Genomic DNA, 19,939 nt, shown 5'->3' on the forward strand with positions numbered 1-19,939 from the left:
ATTCGTGTTCGGTCGATCGCCAGTTTAAACGCACTGCCAGCTTCGCTAGCTGTCCATCGTTCCATACCGTTGCCGTGCAAATTCGAGTTCGGGCTCCTCCTGGCGGCCCTCCTTCAGACGCACGACGCGGTCGGCAAGTTCGAAGTAGCGGTCGTCATGCGAGATCACCACGATGCATTTTCCCTGACGACGCAACTCGTCGAGCAGGACTTGGTAGAAGTACTGCTTGAACTCTGGGTCCTGATCTGCGGCCCACTCATCGAGAACGAAAATAGGGCGATCTTCCAGATAGGCGCAGATCAGCGAAAGCCGCTTGCGTTGTCCATTAGACAGCGCCTTGGTCGTGGAAAACCGGTTGCGCACGATCTCGATCTTGTCTGCAAGTCCAAGCTTGACCAGCAACTCTTTGGCACGCGCTACATTGTCGTGCTGACGGTCATTCCCGAGCACCCGGTCGAAGAGGTGGAAGTCGGTGAATACCGAAGTAAACAGATTGCGGTACCGTTCCAGGTTGGCGGCATTGACGGGGACGCCGTCGAGCAGAATTTGCCCCTCCGTAGGTGCGTACAAACCTGTCAGGACCTTCGCAAGCGTACTCTTGCCGCTGCCATTGCTGCCGACGATGAATACCAGTTCGCCCGGGCGAAACTGCAGATTAATTGGCCCAAGTTCAAACTTGCACCGTCCGCCGGAACCGGACTGGCGCGGCGAGCCGGCATGAAACACATCGGCCGTGCCGCCGGCGTTCAGCAGGCTTTGCACATCGTTGCCAAATTCCGATGTCGGCTGTTCCGGATCGTCAGCTTCTTCATTTTCTCTGCCTCCTTCTGGAAACGCCCCCGATGCGTTGTTTTCTTCATAGCTTACCCTCACGTCCTGCACATCCACGCAGACCCAGTCCCTGGCCGGCTGCTGCCAACTGTCTGGTGAGTCCTGCAGCAGCGCCTGGATTTCCTTGTTGGCGAGCGGAAAGCCAAAATCGGAGAGGCGTTCACAGGCAACTACGCCTTGTCCGACCTGCGGAATTGTCGCAACCAGACTTCTGACGGGTCCGATGACATACATCAGCGCCATAATCGATGCAGTGAGGACCACCGGCTCGGGCGTGATCATCGCCGAGACTCCAAAGATGAACGAGCCTACGATGATGTAGTACACGATTTCATCGATGTTACCGCCAGCGGTGTACCAGGCCGTCTGAAAGTAATCCAGTTTTGCCATGCGACGTGATGAAAACTCGAACCCGGTCAGGCGAAACCAGCGCCGTCGCCGCGCATTGAGTTGCAGTTCCTTGATTCCATACAACAGGCTCAGTGAATGCGAATTGAAGACAATCGCTTCGTCGCGCAACTTTCGGGCCAGGAACATGCCGCGCCTCAGGAACAGACGGTAACTCACCCAGCCAAGCGGTATCGCGATTGCGGTGATCAGCAGCAGCTCCCTTGACAGGTAGAAGAGATAGCCGAGCCCGAACACAAGTGTGATCACCTCGACTAGGATCATCGGCAGCAGGAGTAGCGTACCCATGAGCTGAGCAATGTCTTCATTGACCAGCGTCAGGACATTTGGTACGCCGCGCCGGTCAATCTGCTCCAGCGGCGTTTTCAGGATCTTGCGCGAGATCGCTGCACGCAGGCTGGTTGCGATCTCGCGCGCGGCGTACGCTGGGATCAGGCTCGCGGCGTTTCGGACCACGATGCTGATAACGGCAAGTGCAAGAAAAATCAGCATCAGCCTGGGGCGGCCCGAAGCGTCGTGTATCGCGGAATTGATGGTATCGACGATGGCAATTCCAGTGAAACCGCCGATGGCGCCGCTGACGGCGGTCCCAATCGTCAACCACGGATGCCGATCCCAGGTCAGCTTCAGGATCTGCAAGACATGCTGGGACGGGCGGGTCGGTCTCTGGTTCTCTTCTGGGTTCATGAGCGCTGGATCCATGTATGTGTTGACGTAGATTTCCTTAGTGGTATATCCGTGCGCCCCGTCAGGAAGGCTTCGTTTGCGGTTTGTCGAGCCCCGCACGCCACCAGTCTGCGAGGACGTTCACATACGGCGTCCTGAGTACCGTAAAATGATTGCCCGGAGCATGCCAGCAAGACACCTGCGGCGCCCATTCCTTCCAGCCGGCGAGCGTTGCTATGCGCTGCTGTTGATCGGTTTGCGCATCCACCCTCGAGTCGCTGGCCAAGGCTAGCCTGACGGATCCCGGATACACTGCTCGTGGACTATAGGCGGTGCGCAACGCGGTGCTGAAGGTGCGCAGTGGACCGCGCATTGTGTCGGCCGACGAGCGCCGGGGCATCAGGCCGGCCGTCACCATCCCACCATGCAGCGTTACCAGCCGCTCGGCATCGGTTTGCAGGTCCAGTTTGGCCATGTCTATCTCCAGGGATTTTCCCGCCGCAATTTCCATTACGCCTACGAGCTCCTTCAGTGCAGCCAGGGCGGTGTATTCGCCTCCCAAGATGCCGCTGCCTTCCGGTGCCTCGCTGTCGACAATTGTGAGGGAAGCAACAGCACGGCCACGTGCGTGCAGTTGCTGAGCAATCTCGAATGCGATCCAGCCGCCAAACGAATGCCCGATTAGGTGAACGAAGCCGTCCGGCCTGAGTCTTTCGATCTCGCGTACGTAAGCCGCTGCGCCGGCCTCCACGGTCGAATGGGGTACGAGGCCGCCTTCGACGCCGCGCGGTTGCAGCCCGTACAAGGGCCAGCGCGTGCCGAGTGCGTTTGCAAGCGAGATGAAACCGATCACGTTGTCGCCAGCACCAGGGATGCAAAAGACCGGGAGTTCGCCGGCCGTGCCGGTTTGAATCGTCACCTGCGGGCGGTATTGCAGTTCATCCGGATGCGGCAGGGTCTCGCTAGCCTGTGCAATGGCCCGCGAGAGCGCCGCGCCCAGCGCTTGAATATGCGGCTGGTCCATCATTGACTGGTGATTGCCGGGAACAACACAAATTTCGAGCCGGGACCGGGGCACAACTGCTGTCCAGCCCATCGTGATGTCGCGGTCCGCTTCGTTCTCCTCAGACCCGACCAAGCGCGGCTGCTCCTCGGCGGCGAACAGATGCACGCGGAACGGGATGGGTTGCGCCTTGTATCCTTCCACCGCGTGCTCATGCGCAATCAGGCGCAGGATGTATCGACGCACTTCCTCGGCGGGGAGTCCAGCGAATATCTCATGCAGGACGCCTCGCTCTTCACATTGCCTGAAGACTTCATCGAAGGAGGTGGCGGATGCGGTCTTCCTGAGGACGGACAGGTGCTCGCGCTGTTCGTCGGTCAAGGCTTTCTGGCGCACCACGCCTTCGCACAAGCCAAGCAGATAGTCCTGCGGGACTTGCGCTTCCGGCCTCTTCCCCTTGAATTCCGGACGCGCCATGTCGATTAACCCGACGAAGTCGACCAATTCGTCCTGTCCCATTAACTGTGCCGCTATTTCATAGGCCAGGAGTCCGCCCAACGACCATCCGGCGACGCGATAAGGACCGGCGGGCTGCAGCTTGCGGATCGCGCGGACGTGCCGGGCGGCCATGCCCTCAATAGTCTGGAGTTGATCTTCGCCGAGTGGAACCGCAGCCAGCCCATACACTGGCATGTCGGCATCGATATGTTCGGCAAGCGAAGGAAACCACAGGTCGACACCCGTGTTTTCGTGTACCAGAAACAGCGGGGAGCCCTTCCCCGTAGTTCTGACCGGGATGATCCCTTGATCCATCGGATTCTCCTCTTCGCGCGCGAGATGGTCGGCAAGCGACGCGATCGTTGGATGATTAAACAAGTCGGCAACCGACACTTCCATTCCGCCCCTTTGCATGATGTTCACGGCCTTCAGCGCCAGCAGCGAGTGTCCGCCGAGCAGGAAGAAGTTATCGTTGCGACTGACTTGCTTCAGTTTGAGCACTTCGCTGAATGCATGCGCGACGGCGTGTTCGCGATCGCCTATTGGCGGTTCATCATGGCCCATTGTGTCTCGGCCGGTCGCACCGAATGCTCGAAGGGCCAATCTGTCAGTTTTGCCGTTGTGTGTGCGCGGCATCGAATCCAGCACGTTGTACGACGAAGGAAGCATGTAGTCCGGAAGGAACCTGGCCGCATGGGTGCGCAATTCGTTGTGCAGCAGATTCCGAGTTTTGGCGCGCAGCGGGTCATTGGCGAATGAAGCAGGTGGGCGCAAGTGCTCGCCGGGATCTGCGGCCAATGTCCAGTCTATCGGGGCGGCCGCACCGATCTTCGTCAGGACAGCGTGGTAGCCACCGTGCCTGCAGTAGGGGTACCAGCTCACGGAAAGGCTATAGCCGAGTTCCACGCACAAGCGCTCAAGATCCGCTGGCAGGATGCCATCACCGCGGTGCCGGTCAAGGCACGTCTTCAAGGTGACCAGATCGGCCGCATTGGCCGCTTCCTCGCAGGCGATCGCATACGGTCCGGCCAGCGGATGCGGAATCGCGCGCAGGCCAATCACCGCTTCCCGTGAATCCCTGATGTGGTGCTCAATGTCGGCGCGCCGCCGCAGTGTCGAAGCACAGTCCGTCCATGTCGCGGACGGCAGAGCCGGCGCAGTGCCACGCAGGGTCAGCACAACATCGTAGCGATAGGCTGACATCTCATTGCAACCGGTGGAGAGTTTCGGAAGTACCTGCACATCCGAGATTTCAGGGAAATGCGCGCGCAGCGTGAAAAACCATTCTGGATCGATGACCAGCTCGGTTTCGTTTGCCATGCGTTCGCGTGCGCGTGCGAGCAATCGTGCTGGTTCTGACTCATCCTCGCTCTGATAGCACTGAACTGAGAAGTGGAAGCTTTCCAGCAAGGGGAGATGCCGCACGTCGCCGATAAAGACGCGGCCGTTCGCTTTGATCCGTTTGATTGCCTGGGCCAGCACTTCCAACAGGTAGTCAATTCCTGGGAAATACTGGACCACGGAATTGAGAATAACGGTGTCATATTCACGTTCGGGTATCGCAATCCGGTCAAGGCCGGCAGCGTCGCCACGAACCAGTTCAACCTTGTCCGTCAGCACCGCATCGAAATCCACCTGTTGCTGCAGTCTCGCTAGGACCGAAGGCGAAACGTCGATGCCGGTGTACCAGCGACAGCGTGGCGCCAGGTTCAGCAGGACCATCCCCGTGCCGCAACCTATCTCCAGAACTTCGTCGGGATTGGTGGCCACGATACGTGTCAGCGTTGCGTCCAGCCACTCGCGCATTTCCTCGACCGGCAGCGCGGCACGCGAATAACTGCTGATCCATCCGCTCAAGTCCAGTCCGCCCGCTCCGACCGAATTGACCGAGTCGCGCCGATAAGTCTGGTCCCACACGTCGGCCCATTCATTGACATGCGCGTGCGCCAGACCGGCTGCATTGATCTTCCCCGCAGCGCCCGGAACGACGAAGGCAGCCAGACGCTGATCGCCTTCTTCCTCCTCCAGCGCCAGCACCACCGCCTCGCCGACCACGGGATGCTGTTGGAGGCAGGCTTCAATTTCACCCAGTTCGATCCGATGACCGCGTACCTTTACCTGGAAATCATTACGCCCAAGGAATTCCATGCGGCCGTCCGCCAGGAATCGTCCCAAGTCGCCGGTCCTGTACATGCGCCGGCCCGGCTGCGGGGCAAAGGGATCGGGCCGAAATCGTTCGGCCGTCAGTTCCGGTTGGTTCAAATAGCCGCGTGCCACACCTTCGCCACCGATATGGATTTCGCCAGTTACCCCGACCGGTACCGGCATACCGGTGGCGTCGAGCAGGTAAATCGACGTGTTTGCGATTGGGCGTCCGATCGGCTCATGCACGCCTGCCGGAATGCGTCCCGGCTTGACCTCCTCAAGTGCGGACCAGATTGTCGTTTCAGTTGGGCCATACAGGTTCCACAGCCGTCCGACGCGCGCGACAAGGCGGTCGGAGAGCTCGACCGGCATCGCTTCGCCGCCGCAGATCGCCGAAAGCATGTTCGTTCCGACCCAATCGGAATCGAGCAGCATGCGCCATGTGGCCGGCGTCGCCTGCGCCAGTGTGACGCCGAACTCCGACATCAATCCAGCCAGCAGATTCGGATTCTTTGCATCTGCCTTGTCGGCCAACACGATCGCCGCACCACAGCTCAGTGGCAGATAAAGCTCAAGGCCGGCGATATCGAAGGCGACCGTGGTCAGTGCAAGTACCCGGTCAGATGCGCCGACACCCAAGGCGTCGCGCATCGCACAGAGAAAATTAACGACGCTGCGATGCTCCAACATGACGCCCTTCGGCACGCCGGTCGATCCCGAGGTATAGATCACGTACGCCAGCGCGCTGGCGTACGTGTCAGTACTCGTCGCGTCAGCGGTTTCCGTGGTAACGAAATACGGCGCGTGCTCGTGCATAGTGTCCGAATCAAGGTCGACACAGATCATGGACGGAGCCGCATCGGCAAGCGCCTGACGCGTGGACTCGGGCACTTGCCAGTGCGAGATCAGGACGCGCGGTGCACTGTCCGACACCATATAGGTCAGTCGCTCTACCGGATAGTCCGGGTCCAGCGGCACATAGGCCCCGCCTGCCTTTAGAACCGCCAGCAAGGCCACGACCATCTCCACGCCGCGCGTAGTGCAAACCGCGGCCCTCGCGTCCCTGCACACACCAAGCAGGCGCAGGTATCGGGCAAGCCGTTCCGCGCGTGAATCGAGATCGGCGTAGGTAAGCCGCTGCCCGTCTGCGATGAGTGCGACGGCAAGCGGTGTGCTTGCAACCTGCAACTCAAACAACTGGTGTATACAAAGCGTATCCGGATAGGCGGCTTCGGTGGCATTCCACTTGGCAAGAACCTGTTGCCGTTCTTCCTGAGGCAGGATGTCGATGCCGTACACCGGTTCCGCAGATGCCTGCTCGAGCAGGTCGACCAGGCCGGACAGCGCCTGCCTGACATAGCCGCACACACGTACCGGGTCCACGGGCTCCTGTACCTGCGCATTCAGCAGGAAGCGTGAACCGAGGTCGTCCACGTTAAGTGTAAATGGATAGTTGGTACGATCTTCGCCGCCGCGCACTTCGATGCCCTGCCATGCCACCGCTGTCGCTTCGGACGGAGGCGCTTCCGCATCGGCGCTGTAGCGATAATTGAGCAGCGCGGTGAACAACGGAGCCGGAGCAGCGACGCCGCTACAACCTTGTGCCAGCGTGAGCGACGCATGTTCGTGGTAAAGCAGGTCGGTCAGCAGCCGGTGTGTGTTACGTAGGCAATCCGAGACATTTCCATCTGCCAGCCTGATGCGAACCGGCAGCGTGTTGATGAACATGCCAAGGACCCGGTCGGCTCCCTTCCCGCCATCCATGCGGCCGAACAGTACTGTGCCGAACACGACATCGTCCTGCCCGGCGGTGCGCGCCAGGACCTGACCCCATGCGACGTGAACCAGAGTGGCCACACTGACACCGAGATTGCGCGCCGCGTTGCGCACACGGACGTACAGTTCGGCGTCAACTTCCAGCCGGGCTTCATCCACGCAGCTGCCATCGCCATGGGCGTCAGCCAGTCCGAACGGCAGCGTCGGCTGCACGACGTCGCCAAGCATGTCCCGGAAGAACGACTCGTGTTCCTCCCGCGTCACGCCAAGGCGAGCCTGTGCGATGAAGTTCCTGAACGGAAGCGGAGGTGGTAGCCGTGCTTCCTGTCCGGCCAGATATGCCTGTATTTCTTCCTGCACGACTTCCTGAGTCGTATGATCGATCAGCAAATGGTGGCTCAGTAACAGTAAGGTCCAGCATCCGTTGCGCGCGTCTTGTGCAACCGCCGTCGCCATCAGCGGGGCCTGCCGCACATCGATCCTGTAATGGCGGGGGTTGTAACGTTCGAGTAACTGGTCAGCGATCTCGCCCTGTACTGCATCCAGCAACAGTTCCTCCACCTGCAGCGGCGCGTGGCGCCACACGACTTGTACCGCTTCGTTCAGGCCTTCCCAGTGAATGGCCGTCCGCAGGATATCGTGCCTGTCGACCACAGCTTGCAAGGCCCGCAGAAACAGGTTGAGCCGTTCGCGGTTGTCGAAGCGGAATACCGTTGGCGACAGGTAGACGTCCCCTTCGCTTTCGACCAGATGATGGAACAGGATCCCTTCCTGCAGCGGCGCCAATGGGTAAATATCCTGCACGTTGATCGCGCCACCAGGCACTGCGGCCATGATGTGCGCGATCTCTTCTGTCCGCAGCGTTACCAGGGGCAGCATCTCCGGCGTGATGTCATCACAGCCGGCGGGGATCAGATTCGGCGGGATGGAAATGCGCGGCCGCCCGCTTTCGCTGCCCACTGCTTTTGCGAGTGCGGCCAAGTCCGGCTCGACAAACAAGGTCCGAACATCGACATGCAGTTCCGCTTCACGCATGCGCGAAGCCATCTTCACCGCCAGCAGGGAATTGCCGCCAAGGTCGAAAAAGTTGTCGTTCCGACCGACCCGCTCGACGCCGAGCACCTCGGCCCAGATTGCCGCCAGCACGCTTTCAACTTTACCGGCTGGTGCTGCGTAGGCGCGTCTGGCACGGTCGTCGCCGTCCGGCGCTGGCAGCGCCTTGCGGTCGAGCTTGCCGTTCGGCGTCAGTGGCAGCGACTCCAGCTTCACCCAGGCCGCCGGCACCATGTAGTCCGGGACGGTGGTCAACAGGGCCGAACGCAGTGCTTCGGCATCGACGTCCTGCCCTTCGTGCAGGGTGTAGTACGCTACCAGACGCATGTCGCCCGGCTGGTCCTCCCGGGACAGCACGGCCGCGTCGCGGATGCCCGGTTGATCCAGCAGCCGCGCCTCGATCTCGCCCAGTTCAATGCGAAAACCGCGCAGCTTGACCTGATGATCATTGCGGCCGAGAAAAGCAATGCTGCCGTCTGGCAAATACCTGCCCAGGTCGCCGGTCCGGTACATCCGCGCACCCGGCTCGTCGCTGAACGGATCCGGCAGAAAACGATCCGCTGTCAGTTCGTCCCGATTCAGGTAGCCGCGCGCAATCTGCACGCCGCCGATGTGGATTTCGCCGCTCACGCCCTGGGGCACCGGTTGGCCGTGAGCGTCCAGCAGGTAGATGCGGGTATTCGCGATCGGGCGGCCGATCGAGGGTGGCCGATCGCTGTTGGCATCGCTTTCCGTTCCGCACACCTGCATGGTGGCGCACACGGTGTTCTCGGTCGGGCCGTAGGCGTTGATCAAACGCCGGCCGGGGGCGTAGCGCCGCACCAGCGCCGCACTGGCTGCTTCGCCAGCCATCACCAGCGTGCGCACTGTGTTCAGCCTTGCGTCTTCCGGCAGCCCGGCCAGCACCACCGGCGGCAAGGTAACGTGAGTGATGTGTTCTTGTTCCAATACCTCGACCAGCATTTCACCGGCCAGTACAGTGTCACTTGCCGGCAGGACCAGCGTAGCACCCCGCACCAGTGTGGTTACGATCTCGGACACGCAGGCGTCGAAGCTGAACGACGCAAACTGTAGCACCCTGCTGTCGGCTTCGATTTCAAATCCGGCGATCTGCGCTTGTGCCAGGTTGCACACTCCGCGATGCGCAACCATCACGCCCTTGGGTTGACCGGTCGAGCCGGAGGTATAGATCACATACGCCAGGTTGTCAGGCCGAACCCCGGTTTCGCTGGATGGCAGGTTGTCCGGCGACTGTCTTGACCAGCGCCCGCCGTCCGCATCCAGGTCGACCAATGATGCGTCGGAAGCGACCAGCCCCAGGCGCAGCGTTGCGTGCAACACGACCGGCGTTTCAGCGTGCGTCAGCAGTACTACCGGTGCGCTGTCGGCGAGCATGAAAGCCAGTCGTTCGGCCGGGTAAGCCGGATCCAGCGGCACGTAAGCGCCTCCTGCTTTCCACACTGCCAGTAGCCCAACCACCATGTCGATGCCGCGGCTCATGCAAAGTGCTACCCGCGTATCTGGCTCCACCCCTTTCTTGCGCAGATGACGCGCCAGCTGGTTTGCACGGGCATTGAGCTCGGCGTAGCTAAGCTCGGCACCTTCGTGCACCAGTGCTATCGCGTGCGGACAGGACTCCGCGCGCGCCTCGATCAGTTCGTGGACGCAAAACCGATTCGGATATTCGACCTGCGTGGCATTCCATTCGACCAGCTGGCGATAGCGTTCACTTTCATCGAGCAGTGGCAGCATTGCAATGCTGCGTCGGTCGTCTTCGACCATTGCTTCCAGCACCTTGCGCAGATAGATGCAGTAGCGATCCACCGTTTCTCGATCAAACAGGGCAGTTGCGTATTCCAAGCTGCCGACGATTTCATCACCGGCTTCACTGAGGTACAGCGAAAGATCATGCTTGGACGTCAGGTAATTGGTGCCTACTCCTTCGACCGCCAGACCGGGAAGATCGAGTTCACCTTCGTCATTGTTTTGCCAGGTAAAAGAGACCTGGTATAGCGGACTGCGCGCTGTGCTTCGCGGCGGATTGACGATATCCACTACTTGCTCGAAAGGCAGGTCCTGATTTGCCTGCGCGGCGACTGCACGACCCTTGACCGCTGACAATGCTTCCGCGACTGTCTGCGTGTCTGAAAAATCGACGCGTATTGCAACGGTGTTCAGGAAAAATCCTATCAGTGGTTCCAGCTCAGTCCGTGAACGATGCGCGACCGGTGTGCCGATCACCACGGTTTGCTGTCCCGCCAGCCGCGAAAGCGTTGCAGCCCAAGCCGTCATCAGGGTGACAAACAAGGTCGTTCCGTGGCGTTTGCTCAAGTCCTTTATGCCCGCGGTCAGCTCGGTATCAAGTACCAGGTCCGCAAGCCCGCCGGCATAGTCCTGGACTAAGGGTCGCGGCCGGTCTGTCGGCAGGGTCAGCTCCGACGGCGCGTCGGCCAGTGTGTCGCGCCAATACGCCGCTTGCGACTCCAGGGTTTCGCTCGAGACGCAGCGCCGCTGCCAAGCCGCATAGTCCGGATATTGGATTGCAAGAGGCGGTAAGGGATCGGGGCGTCCGTTGCTGTACGCCTTATATAGCGTGCTCAATTCGTTGGTGAGTACGCCGAGCGACCAGCCGTCGGAGACGATGTGATGCATCGTGATCATCAGAACGTGCTCTTCTGCGCCGAGACCGATTAGGCTTCCGCGCACCAGCGGTCCGCGTTCGAGGTCGAACGGAGTCGACGCCGCCTCGTCGAGCAGATCTGCCAACTGCTCTTCGGCCCGGTCCGCACCGTCGAGGTCATGCTCTTGCATGGTAAAAGCCATCGTCTCCGGGTGGATGCGCTGCGCCGGAATTCCGTCCACGACATAGAAGGTCGTACGCAGCGATTCGTGCCGTTCCAGCAGACGATTACATGCCTTCCGCAATGCATCACGATCCAGCTTGCCGATCAGCCGCAAACCGATCGGCATGTGATATGCCTCGCTCGCGCCATTTATCTGGGTCAGGAACCACAAACGCTGCTGCGCGTAAGAAAGGGCCAGCTGCCCGTCCCTTACAACAGGCGTAATCGGCGGCAGATCGCTGCGTCCCGCACGCTGCACAGCGGACGCGAAGGCAGAAAGCACCGGGTGTGTGAACAGTTCCGAAATTCCGACTGCCACGTCGAGATCACGGTTGATCCGAGAAACGACGCGCACTCCCAGCAGAGAGTGGCCGCCCAGGTCGAAGAAATTGTCGTTGCGTCCGATCTGGCCGCACTTGAGCACCTCGGCCCAAATGCGGCCGACCGCGATTTCCAGGTCGCCTTGCGGCTCCTCGTAGTCACGGATTGCATAGTCATGCGGCAGTGGCTCGGGCAGTGCTTCACGGTCCAGCTTGCCGTTCGGTGTGAGCGGCAGGCCGGGCAAGGCAACATACGCGGATGGCACCATGTATTCCGGCAGGCGCTCCGTGAGATAAGTCCGAAGCGCGTTCGCATCCGGTTCAGAGACCTCGCAGGACTGGCAGGTGAAGTAAGCGATCAGCCGCTGGTCGCCCGCGTCGAGCTCCCGGGCTACAACAATCGCTTGCCCGACCTGCGGGTGGCGCGCCAGAGCCGTTTCGATTTCTCCGAGCTCGATACGGAAGCCACGTATCTTGACCTGGAAATCGTTGCGCCCCAGGTATTCGATGTAGCCATCGCGAGTGAAGCGTGCGAGGTCGCCCGTCCGGTACATCCGTGACCCCTGCTCACCGGAGAATGGATCGGCTACAAAGCGTTCAGCGGTCAATGACGGCTGATTCAGATAGCCGCGCGCGACTCCCACTCCACCAATGACAAGCTCGCCGGACACGCCGATCGGCACCGGAGCGCCATAGCGATCCAGCAGATAGATGCGCGTATTGGCCATCGGACGGCCAATCCACTGCCAGTTCGCGTCGGATGCCTGCGGTTCGTGGACAGAAGCGTTGACCGTTGTCTCGGTCGGACCATAGGCATTAAACAGGCGCGGACGATAGCCGTCGCGGCTAAACCATGCTTCCATCGAGCGTGCACTGACTGCTTCGCCGCCAATGACCATGATCCGGATGCAGTCCGGAATAGGATGGCGCGTGTCTTCCATCAGCTGTTGCCAGAACTTAGTCGGCAAGTTGAGCAACGAGATACGGTTTTCGCGGCACCGCGCGTAAAATCCCTCGACTCCCGACAACCAGTCGTCGGTGCGCAATACCAGCGTCGCACCAGCCAGCAGCGCTAGAAAAATCTCTTCAATGGAGCCGTCGAAATTGATCGACGCAAACTGCAGTACGCGCTCGTGAGGCTGCAGGCCATAGCGGTTGCGCAGCGCCCGCACCTGATTGACTACATTGCGATGTTCGATCATGACGCCCTTGGGCTTTCCGGTCGAGCCGGAGGTGTACATCACATACGCAAGGTTGCTTACGTCAAGCCCCGATTCGCTGCGCGCAATGTCGCTGTCCGGGTATCCCCTGAGTTCATCCTGCTGACGATCGAGCTCGAACACGGGAACGTTACAGGCTTCGTTCGCGAGACGAAGGCGCAATCTTTCCTGGGTAAGGACAAGGCGTGGCGCAGCGTCCGATAGCATGTACATGAGACGTTCGGTCGGATACGCAGGGTCTAGCGGCACATAAGCTGCGCCAGACTTGAGAATCGCGAGCATGGCGACCAGCATATCCGCACTGCGTTCTAAAAACAAACCGACACGGTCATCGGGAGCGATTCCCATGTTGCGCAGGTGATGCGCGAGCTGATTGGCCAGCGTATTGAGCTCAGCATACGTAGTGCTTTTACCTTCATGCACGGCCGCGACGACGTGCGGCTGGATTTTTGCCTGGTATTCAAACAGCTCATGGATGCAGCGGTTATGCGGATATTCTGCTCGGGTATCGTTCCATTCGTGCAGGATGCGATCGCTTTCCATCGGTCCTAATATTGGCAGGCGCCCGATTTCACGCATATCGTCTTCGATCATTCCGTTCAGAATCGTGCTTAGCTGCTCGCAATGCCTTTCCATCGTGTCGCGCTCGAACAGCGCGGTTGCGTAGGTCAGCTCGCCCACAATCCGATCGCCATGCAAGCTGAGGTCGAGCGACAGGTCGAACTTCGCAAATGCAGGCGTGGCGATGAATGAACCAGCAGTATCCGTCTGCTCCGCCCTGGCTCCCTTGCGCGTGGCGTCTTCCCGGACTTCCCACGAGATCATGACCTGAACCAAGGGGTTATAGGCCATGCTGCGCAACGGGTTGGCGGCTTCCACCACCTGTTCGAAGGGGAGGTCCTGGTTATCCTGCGCCTCCGCCGTCCGCGCCTTGACTTTCGCCAGGTAGGCGTGCACCGGCAAGTCGGGAGCAGCCTCGATTCGCAGGGCCAGCGTATTGACGAAGAAGCCAATCAGGTCCTCCGTCTCGATGCGTCCCCGATTGGCGACCGGAGTGCCGATGACGACGTCTTCCTGCTGGCTAAGCCTGGCCAGCAGTGCCGCCCACCCGGCCAGCAAGACCATAAAAATGGTCGCGCCATGCCGCGCGGCAAACCGGTGCAGGCCGGTCGTGAGGGCTGCGTCCAGTTCGAAAGAAATCAGTTCTCCCGAATAGTCCTGGTAAGCGGGGCGTGCCCGGTCGCTCGCCAGACAGATCACTTCGGGCGCACCCTGCAAGGTGCGTTTCCAATACGCAGCCTGGTCGGCGAACGCGTCACTGGTGGCCGCGCGTCTTTGCCAGGCGGCATAGTCGGCATACTGAATTGGTAGCGGTGAAAGCGGATCAGGCTGACCACGGCTGAATGCTTCGTACAAGGTTCGCACTTCCCTAGTCAGCACGCCCATCGACCATCCGTCCGACACGATATGGTGCATCGTTATCAGCAGGACGTGCTCCTCGTCTTCGGTTTGAACGAGCCGACCCCGGATCAGGGGTCCTGTGTCAAGATCGAACGGAGTGCAGGCCTCCTGTCTGGCAAGGCGCTGCAATTCGGCCTCGCGTTCTGGATGCCGGCGCAGGTCATGCAGTCGCAATGCGAAGCCTGCGTCCCCCGCTGCAATCCGCTGAAACGGCATGTCATCGACCGGCGTAAATGTGGTACGCAATACTTCATGCCGCGCAAGCACCCGGTCCAGCGCGCGGCGCAGAGCACGCACGTCAAGCTGGCCCGGCAGGCGCATGCCATTCGCAATGTGATAGGCCTCGCTCGCACCTTCGATCTGACCGAGGAACCATAGACGCTGCTGTGCAAACGATGCGGGTATCGGCGTGCTGCGATCAGCCAGCGGTATGGTCTCGACCGTCTGTTTCTGGCGCTTCAGCCCTTTCTCTTTCGCGTGCTTCAAGAGGCGTTCGAGATCGGCTACGCTGAGTTGCTGTAATGGGGTTTGCATATCAGGCTTTCTTCTCAAGCACCATCATTCCGGGCTTTCCATCAGTGTTTCAAGTTCGTCCATTGTCAGGTGGCTAAGTTGCGCGACCAGGACCTGTCTGGCAATAGCGGTGAGAATCGGCTCCTTGAAGAAATCGGCAAATGAAAGCTTTACTCCGAATGCTTGTTCGACGCGAACAAGCAGTTTCGTTGACAGAAGAGAATGACCGCCGAGATCGAAAAAATTATCATGGCGTCCAACTTGCTCGATACCGAGCACCTCGGCCCATATCGACGCCAATGCGGTTTCGACGTCGCCCTGCGGGGCTTCATAGGCTTTGCTGGCATAGGCATCGCCATCCGGCGCCGGCAACGCTCTACGGTCGAGTTTGCCGTTCGGTGTCAGCGGCAGAGCGTCAAGCTGCACAAACGCCGCCGGCACCATGTACTCGGGTAACGCGGACGACAGTGACAGACGCAGCGCTTCGGCGTCGGCTCCCTGTTTTTCCTGCCAAGTGTAGTACGCCACAAGGCGAACGTCGCCTGGCCGGTCTTCGCGGGCGATTACCACCGAGTCGCGGATGCCCGAATTTTCCAGCAGCTTAGCCTCGATCTCGCCCGGTTCGATGCGGAAGCCGCGCAGCTTGACCTGTTGGTCGTTTCGGCCGAGGAATTCAATGCTGCCATCCGCCAGATGCCGGCCCAGGTCGCCGGTCTTATACATCCGCGCGTCCGGTTCGTTCACGAACGGGTCTGGCAGAAAACGTTCCGCAGTCAATGCATCTCGGTTCAGGTAGCCGCGTGCGACCTGCACGCCGCCGATGTGGATTTCGCCGCTCACGCCTTGCGGTACCGGTTGACCGTGAGCGTCCAGCAGGTAGATTCGGGTGTTGGCGATCGGTCGCCCGATCGCGGGGGCACGCTTCCCCACACCATTGTCCGTGCCTTCGCTCACAGCGCACACCTGCATGGTGGCGCATACAGTGCTCTCAGTCGGTCCGTAGGCATTGATCAGACGCCGGCCCCGGCCGTAGCGCCGTACCAGGGCAGCATTGGACGCTTCTCCAGCCATCACCAGCGTGCGCAACGTCTCCAGTCGCGCTTCGTCCGGCAAGCCGGCCAGCACCACCGGCGGCAGGGTCACGTGCGTGATGCGTTCCCGTTCCAATACCTCGACCAGCGTTTCACCGGCCAGTACAGTGTCACTTGCTGGCAGGACCAGCGTAGCACCCCGCACCAGCGTGGTCGCGACTTCGGACACGCAGGCATCAAAACTGAACGAGGCAAACTGCAGCACCCGGCTGTCGGCTTCGATTTCAAATTCTGCAACCTGCGCCTGTGCCAAGTTGCACACCCCGCGATGCGCGACCATCACCCCTTTCGGCTGACCGGTCGAGCCGGAGGTATAGATCACATACGCCAGGTGGTCGGGCTCGATGCCGGTTTCACTGCGTAGCAGGTTCTCCGTGGCGTGGGTGGCCCAATATTCGCTGTCGGCGTCCAGATCGATAACGACAGCCGCACCACCGTGCAAAACCTCCAGAGCCTGTTCTCCGATCCGTGCATGCGTGAGAATGGCCGCCGGGCTGCTGTCTGCGAGCATGAATGCCAGTCGTTCTCGAGGGTATGCCGGGTCCAGCGGCACGTAAGCGCCACCCGCCTTCCACACCGCCAGTAGTCCGACCATCATGTCAAGACCGCGCGTGAGGCAGATCGCGACCCGGGTATCGGGCCCCACCCCTTGATTGCGCAGATGGCGTGCCAGACGGTTTGCCTTGGCATTCAATTCCGCGTAGCTGAGTGTTGTTTCACCTTCCTTGAGCGCTACTGCATCGGGAGAAACCACCACCTGTTCCTCAATCAGCTCGTGAATACAGGCATGGTCTGGATACTCGGTCTCTGTCGCATTCCATTCGACCAGCAGGCGATGTCTTTCTTCCGAACGCATCAGGGGTAGCGCGTCGATCGTCATGCCTGAGCCCGCGACCATGGCTTCGACTACATTGAGCAGGCCGGCGCGAATGCGCAAAGCCGTTTCCTCGTCGAACAGTGCAGTCGCATATTCCAGAATGCCGGTCAGGCGCCCGCCGTCCTCGCGCAGGCTGAGTGCCAGATCGAACTTCGCGGCCGCCTGCACGAAGCCGACTGGCTGAACGGCTGAATTCGCTTCGCTGGTGTCCACTGCCTCGTTCGTTTCTGCACCTTCCCAGTTCAATACAACCTGAAATAACGGGCTGTAGGCGGTACTGCGTGGCGGATTGCAGATTTCGACAATTTTCTCGAACGGCAGATCCTGGTTGGCCTGTGCCTGCAGGATGCATACCTTTACTCTTTCCAGATATTCATCAAGGCTCGGCGAGCCGGAAAGGTCAATACGAAGGGGAAGCGTGTTGACCAGCAATCCGACCATATCCGTCAACTCGGACCGGGTACGATTCATCACTGGCATGCCGATCACGACGTCGTCTTGCGCTGACAGCCTGCCCAGGACAAGCGCCCAGGCGGCAAACACGATCATAAACGGCGTCATGCCATGATTTCTGCTCAAGGTGTCGATGGCTGCGACTATCGATTTGTCCAGTTCGATCGACAACGCCTGTGCATGTGGATCGAAGTGGTCCGGACGTGGTCTGTCGGTCGGCAGAGCAAGGGTCGCGGGTGCACCCTGCAGCGCCGCGCGCCAGTATCGGGACTGTTCCTGCACGGCACCGCTCTCCACCCACTCTCGTTGCCAGACCGCATAATCCGCATACTGATACACAGGCAACGGCAGGGGGTCATCCGCACCAGAATGAAAGGCCTGGTACAAACGGTCTACCTCACCCTGCAACACACCCTGCGACCAGCCATCCGAGATGATATGGTGTACGGTGACCAGCAGCACAGCCTCGCTTTCGGACAGCATGAACAGCCGGCCCCGAATCAAGGGGCCGTTTTCAAGGTCGAAGGGCGCAACCGCTTCCGCCTGGAGTCTTGCCTCCAGCGTCTCATGCTGCCCGGACTTCTCGCGTAAATCGTCAACCACGAGCGCAAAGCCAGCATCGGATGGCCCGATATGCTGACAGGGCTCGCCGTCCTGCATGTGGAACGTGGTACGCAAGCTTTCGTGACGCATGACGACACGGTCCAGCGATCGTTGCAGTGCCTGCACATCAACCGAACCATGCAAACACTTGATCATGTGCATATGGTAAGCGGCGCCGATTTCCTCAATCCGCGACAGGAACCAGAGACGCTGCTGAGCATACGAAAGGGGCAAGGGCCCGGATCGGTTTACCGTACGAATCGGCGGCGGGCCGGATGGATCAGGGTCCCGGATTGCATGCGCAAGCTCATGCAGCACCGGTTTGCCGAATACTGTACCAACGGTAATTTCCGATCCGAACACTTTCCGAACCCGGCTTCCTACCTTAACCGCCAGGAGCGAATGTCCTCCGAGCTGGAAGAAATTGTCGTGGCGTCCGACTTTGTCGAGCTTGAGCACGTCGGCCCAGATTGCCGCCAGCGCAATTTCCGTATCGCCTACCGGCGCTTCATAAGCTTGCGTTGTGTGGATTCCACTTTCCGGCGCCGGCAGCGCCTGGCGGTCGAGCTTGCCATTCGGNGCAATTTCCGTATCGCCTACCGGCGCTTCATAAGCTTGCGTTGTGTGGATTCCACTTTCCGGCGCCGGCAGCGCCTGGCGGTCGAGCTTGCCATTCGGTGTCAGCGGCAGTGCATCGAGTGCGACATAGGCAGCCGGCACCATGTACTCGGGCAGCGTCGCCGACAGCTGCACGCGCATGCCTTCCGCTTCCACCGTACCCGGCTCGTCTTCCGTGTAGTACGCCACCAGCCGCTTGTCGCCCGGCTGATCCTCGCGCGCAATCACCGCAATTTCTTTGACCCCGCGATACTGCCCCAGCTTCGCTTCAATTTCGCCCAGTTCGATGCGCATGCCGCGCAACTTCACCTGGTGATCATTGCGTCCCAAAAATTCCAGGTTGCCATCGGCACGATAGCGYGCCAGGTCCCCGGTCTTGTACATCCGTGCACCCGGTTCATTGCTGAACGGATCGGCAACAAAGCGCTCGGCTGTCAGCTCCGGCTGGTTCAGGTAGCCNCTCGCCCAGTTCGATGCGCATGCCGCGCAACTTCACCTGGTGATCATTGCGTCCCAAAAATTCCAGGTTGCCATCGGCACGATAGCGCGCCAGGTCCCCGGTCTTGTACATCCGTGCACCCGGCTCGTTGCTGAACGGATCGGCAACAAAGCGCTCGGCCGTCAGCTCGTTGCGGTTCAGGTAGCCGCGTGCAACACCGGCGCCACCTATGTAGATCTCCCCCGCCACTCCCACCGGCACCGGCTGGCCGTGGCCATCCAGCACATAGATGCGGGTATTGGCGATCGGYCGCCCGATCGGCACCGAACCGTCCAGCTGCGCATCCGGTGCAATGTCGTACACCACGCASCCGACCACCGTCTCGGTCGGACCGTATTCRTTGACCAGCCGCACCCCGGGCTGGATCTGCCGCCACAGCGCCACCGTCGATGACGATAACGCTTCGCCGCCGATGACGAACACGCCCACCGCGCTCCGNTTGACCAGCCGCACCCCGGGCTGGATCTGCCGCCACAGCGCCACCGTCGATGACGATAACGCTTCGCCGCCGATGACGAACACGCCCACCGCGCTCCGGACCCGGTCGGCGAGCAGGCGCTGCCCGAGCACATCCAGATGTGCCGGCGTGATCTTGACCAGGCCGCTGCCGCCTGAGCGCACCCACTGTTCCAGCTCATCGATTTCGCGGCCCTCGGTCAGCAGCTGCACCTTGCTGCCATGGATCAGCGGCAACAACAGGCTGGTGATGGTGGCATCAAACGACAGCGACGACGACACCACCGATCCCTGCTCCGGGCCATAAGTCTTCTGCGCCCAGCACAGGTAATTGGTCAATCCCTGGTGCCTGACCAGCACCCCTTTGGGCATGCCGGTCGATCCCGACGTGTAGATGGTGTAGGCAATATCGGACGGGGTCAGGCCGGTTTCGGCGGCGGCCAGGTTGCTGTCCGGATTGCGCTGCCAATGACGGCTGTCGGCATCCAGGTCGATGACCGGAATGTTGCTTGCCGTCACGCCCAGCCGGAGTGTTCCCAGCACGGGTGCCGGCAGGCGTTCGTGCGTCAGCACCGCGACCGGGGCACTGTCCTGCAGCATGAAGG

General features: G+C 60.5%; 3 protein-coding genes and 3 pseudogenes. All 6 read right to left on the reverse strand.

Annotated elements, in window-relative coordinates; all coding sequences use genetic code 11:
- Positions 1–45 precede the first annotated feature (45 nt).
- A complete protein-coding gene (locus tag ASE07_RS29940) occupies positions 46–1,926 on the reverse strand; it encodes a cyclic peptide export ABC transporter (RefSeq protein WP_235548543.1) in 1,881 nt (626 codons plus the stop codon).
- 61 nt (positions 1,927–1,987) lie between these two features.
- Complete coding sequence (locus ASE07_RS19910) at positions 1,988–14,758, reverse strand: non-ribosomal peptide synthetase (protein WP_057292574.1); 12,771 nt, start codon at positions 14,756–14,758, stop codon at positions 1,988–1,990.
- A 24-nt stretch (positions 14,759–14,782) separates the two neighbouring features.
- On the reverse strand, positions 14,783–18,340 hold a 3,558-nt coding region (locus tag ASE07_RS19915), incomplete at its 5' end, for a non-ribosomal peptide synthetase (RefSeq protein WP_235548544.1).
- Position 18,341: 1 nt separating this feature from the next.
- Positions 18,342–18,838 (reverse strand): annotated as a pseudogene (locus tag ASE07_RS30855) (AMP-binding enzyme); the annotation flags it as partial.
- A gap of 1 nt (position 18,839) precedes the next feature.
- Positions 18,840–19,316, reverse strand: a pseudogene (locus tag ASE07_RS30860) (AMP-binding protein); the annotation flags it as partial.
- Position 19,317: 1 nt separating this feature from the next.
- Positions 19,318–19,934, reverse strand: a pseudogene (locus tag ASE07_RS30865) (AMP-binding protein); the annotation flags it as partial.
- Positions 19,935–19,939: the final 5 nt, after the last annotated feature.

Source organism: Noviherbaspirillum sp. Root189 (assembly GCF_001428545.1).
Classification (GTDB): Bacteria; Pseudomonadota; Gammaproteobacteria; order Burkholderiales; family Burkholderiaceae_D; genus Noviherbaspirillum.

Excerpts from the sequence above, each read along its gene's own strand:
- ASE07_RS29940 (WP_235548543.1), bottom strand. The coding sequence starts at position 1,926 with ATGAACCCAGAAGAGAACCAGAGACCGACCCGCCCGTCCCAGCATGTC.
- ASE07_RS19910 (WP_057292574.1), bottom strand. The coding sequence starts at position 14,758 with ATGCAAACCCCATTACAGCAACTCAGCGTAGCCGATCTCGAACGCCTC.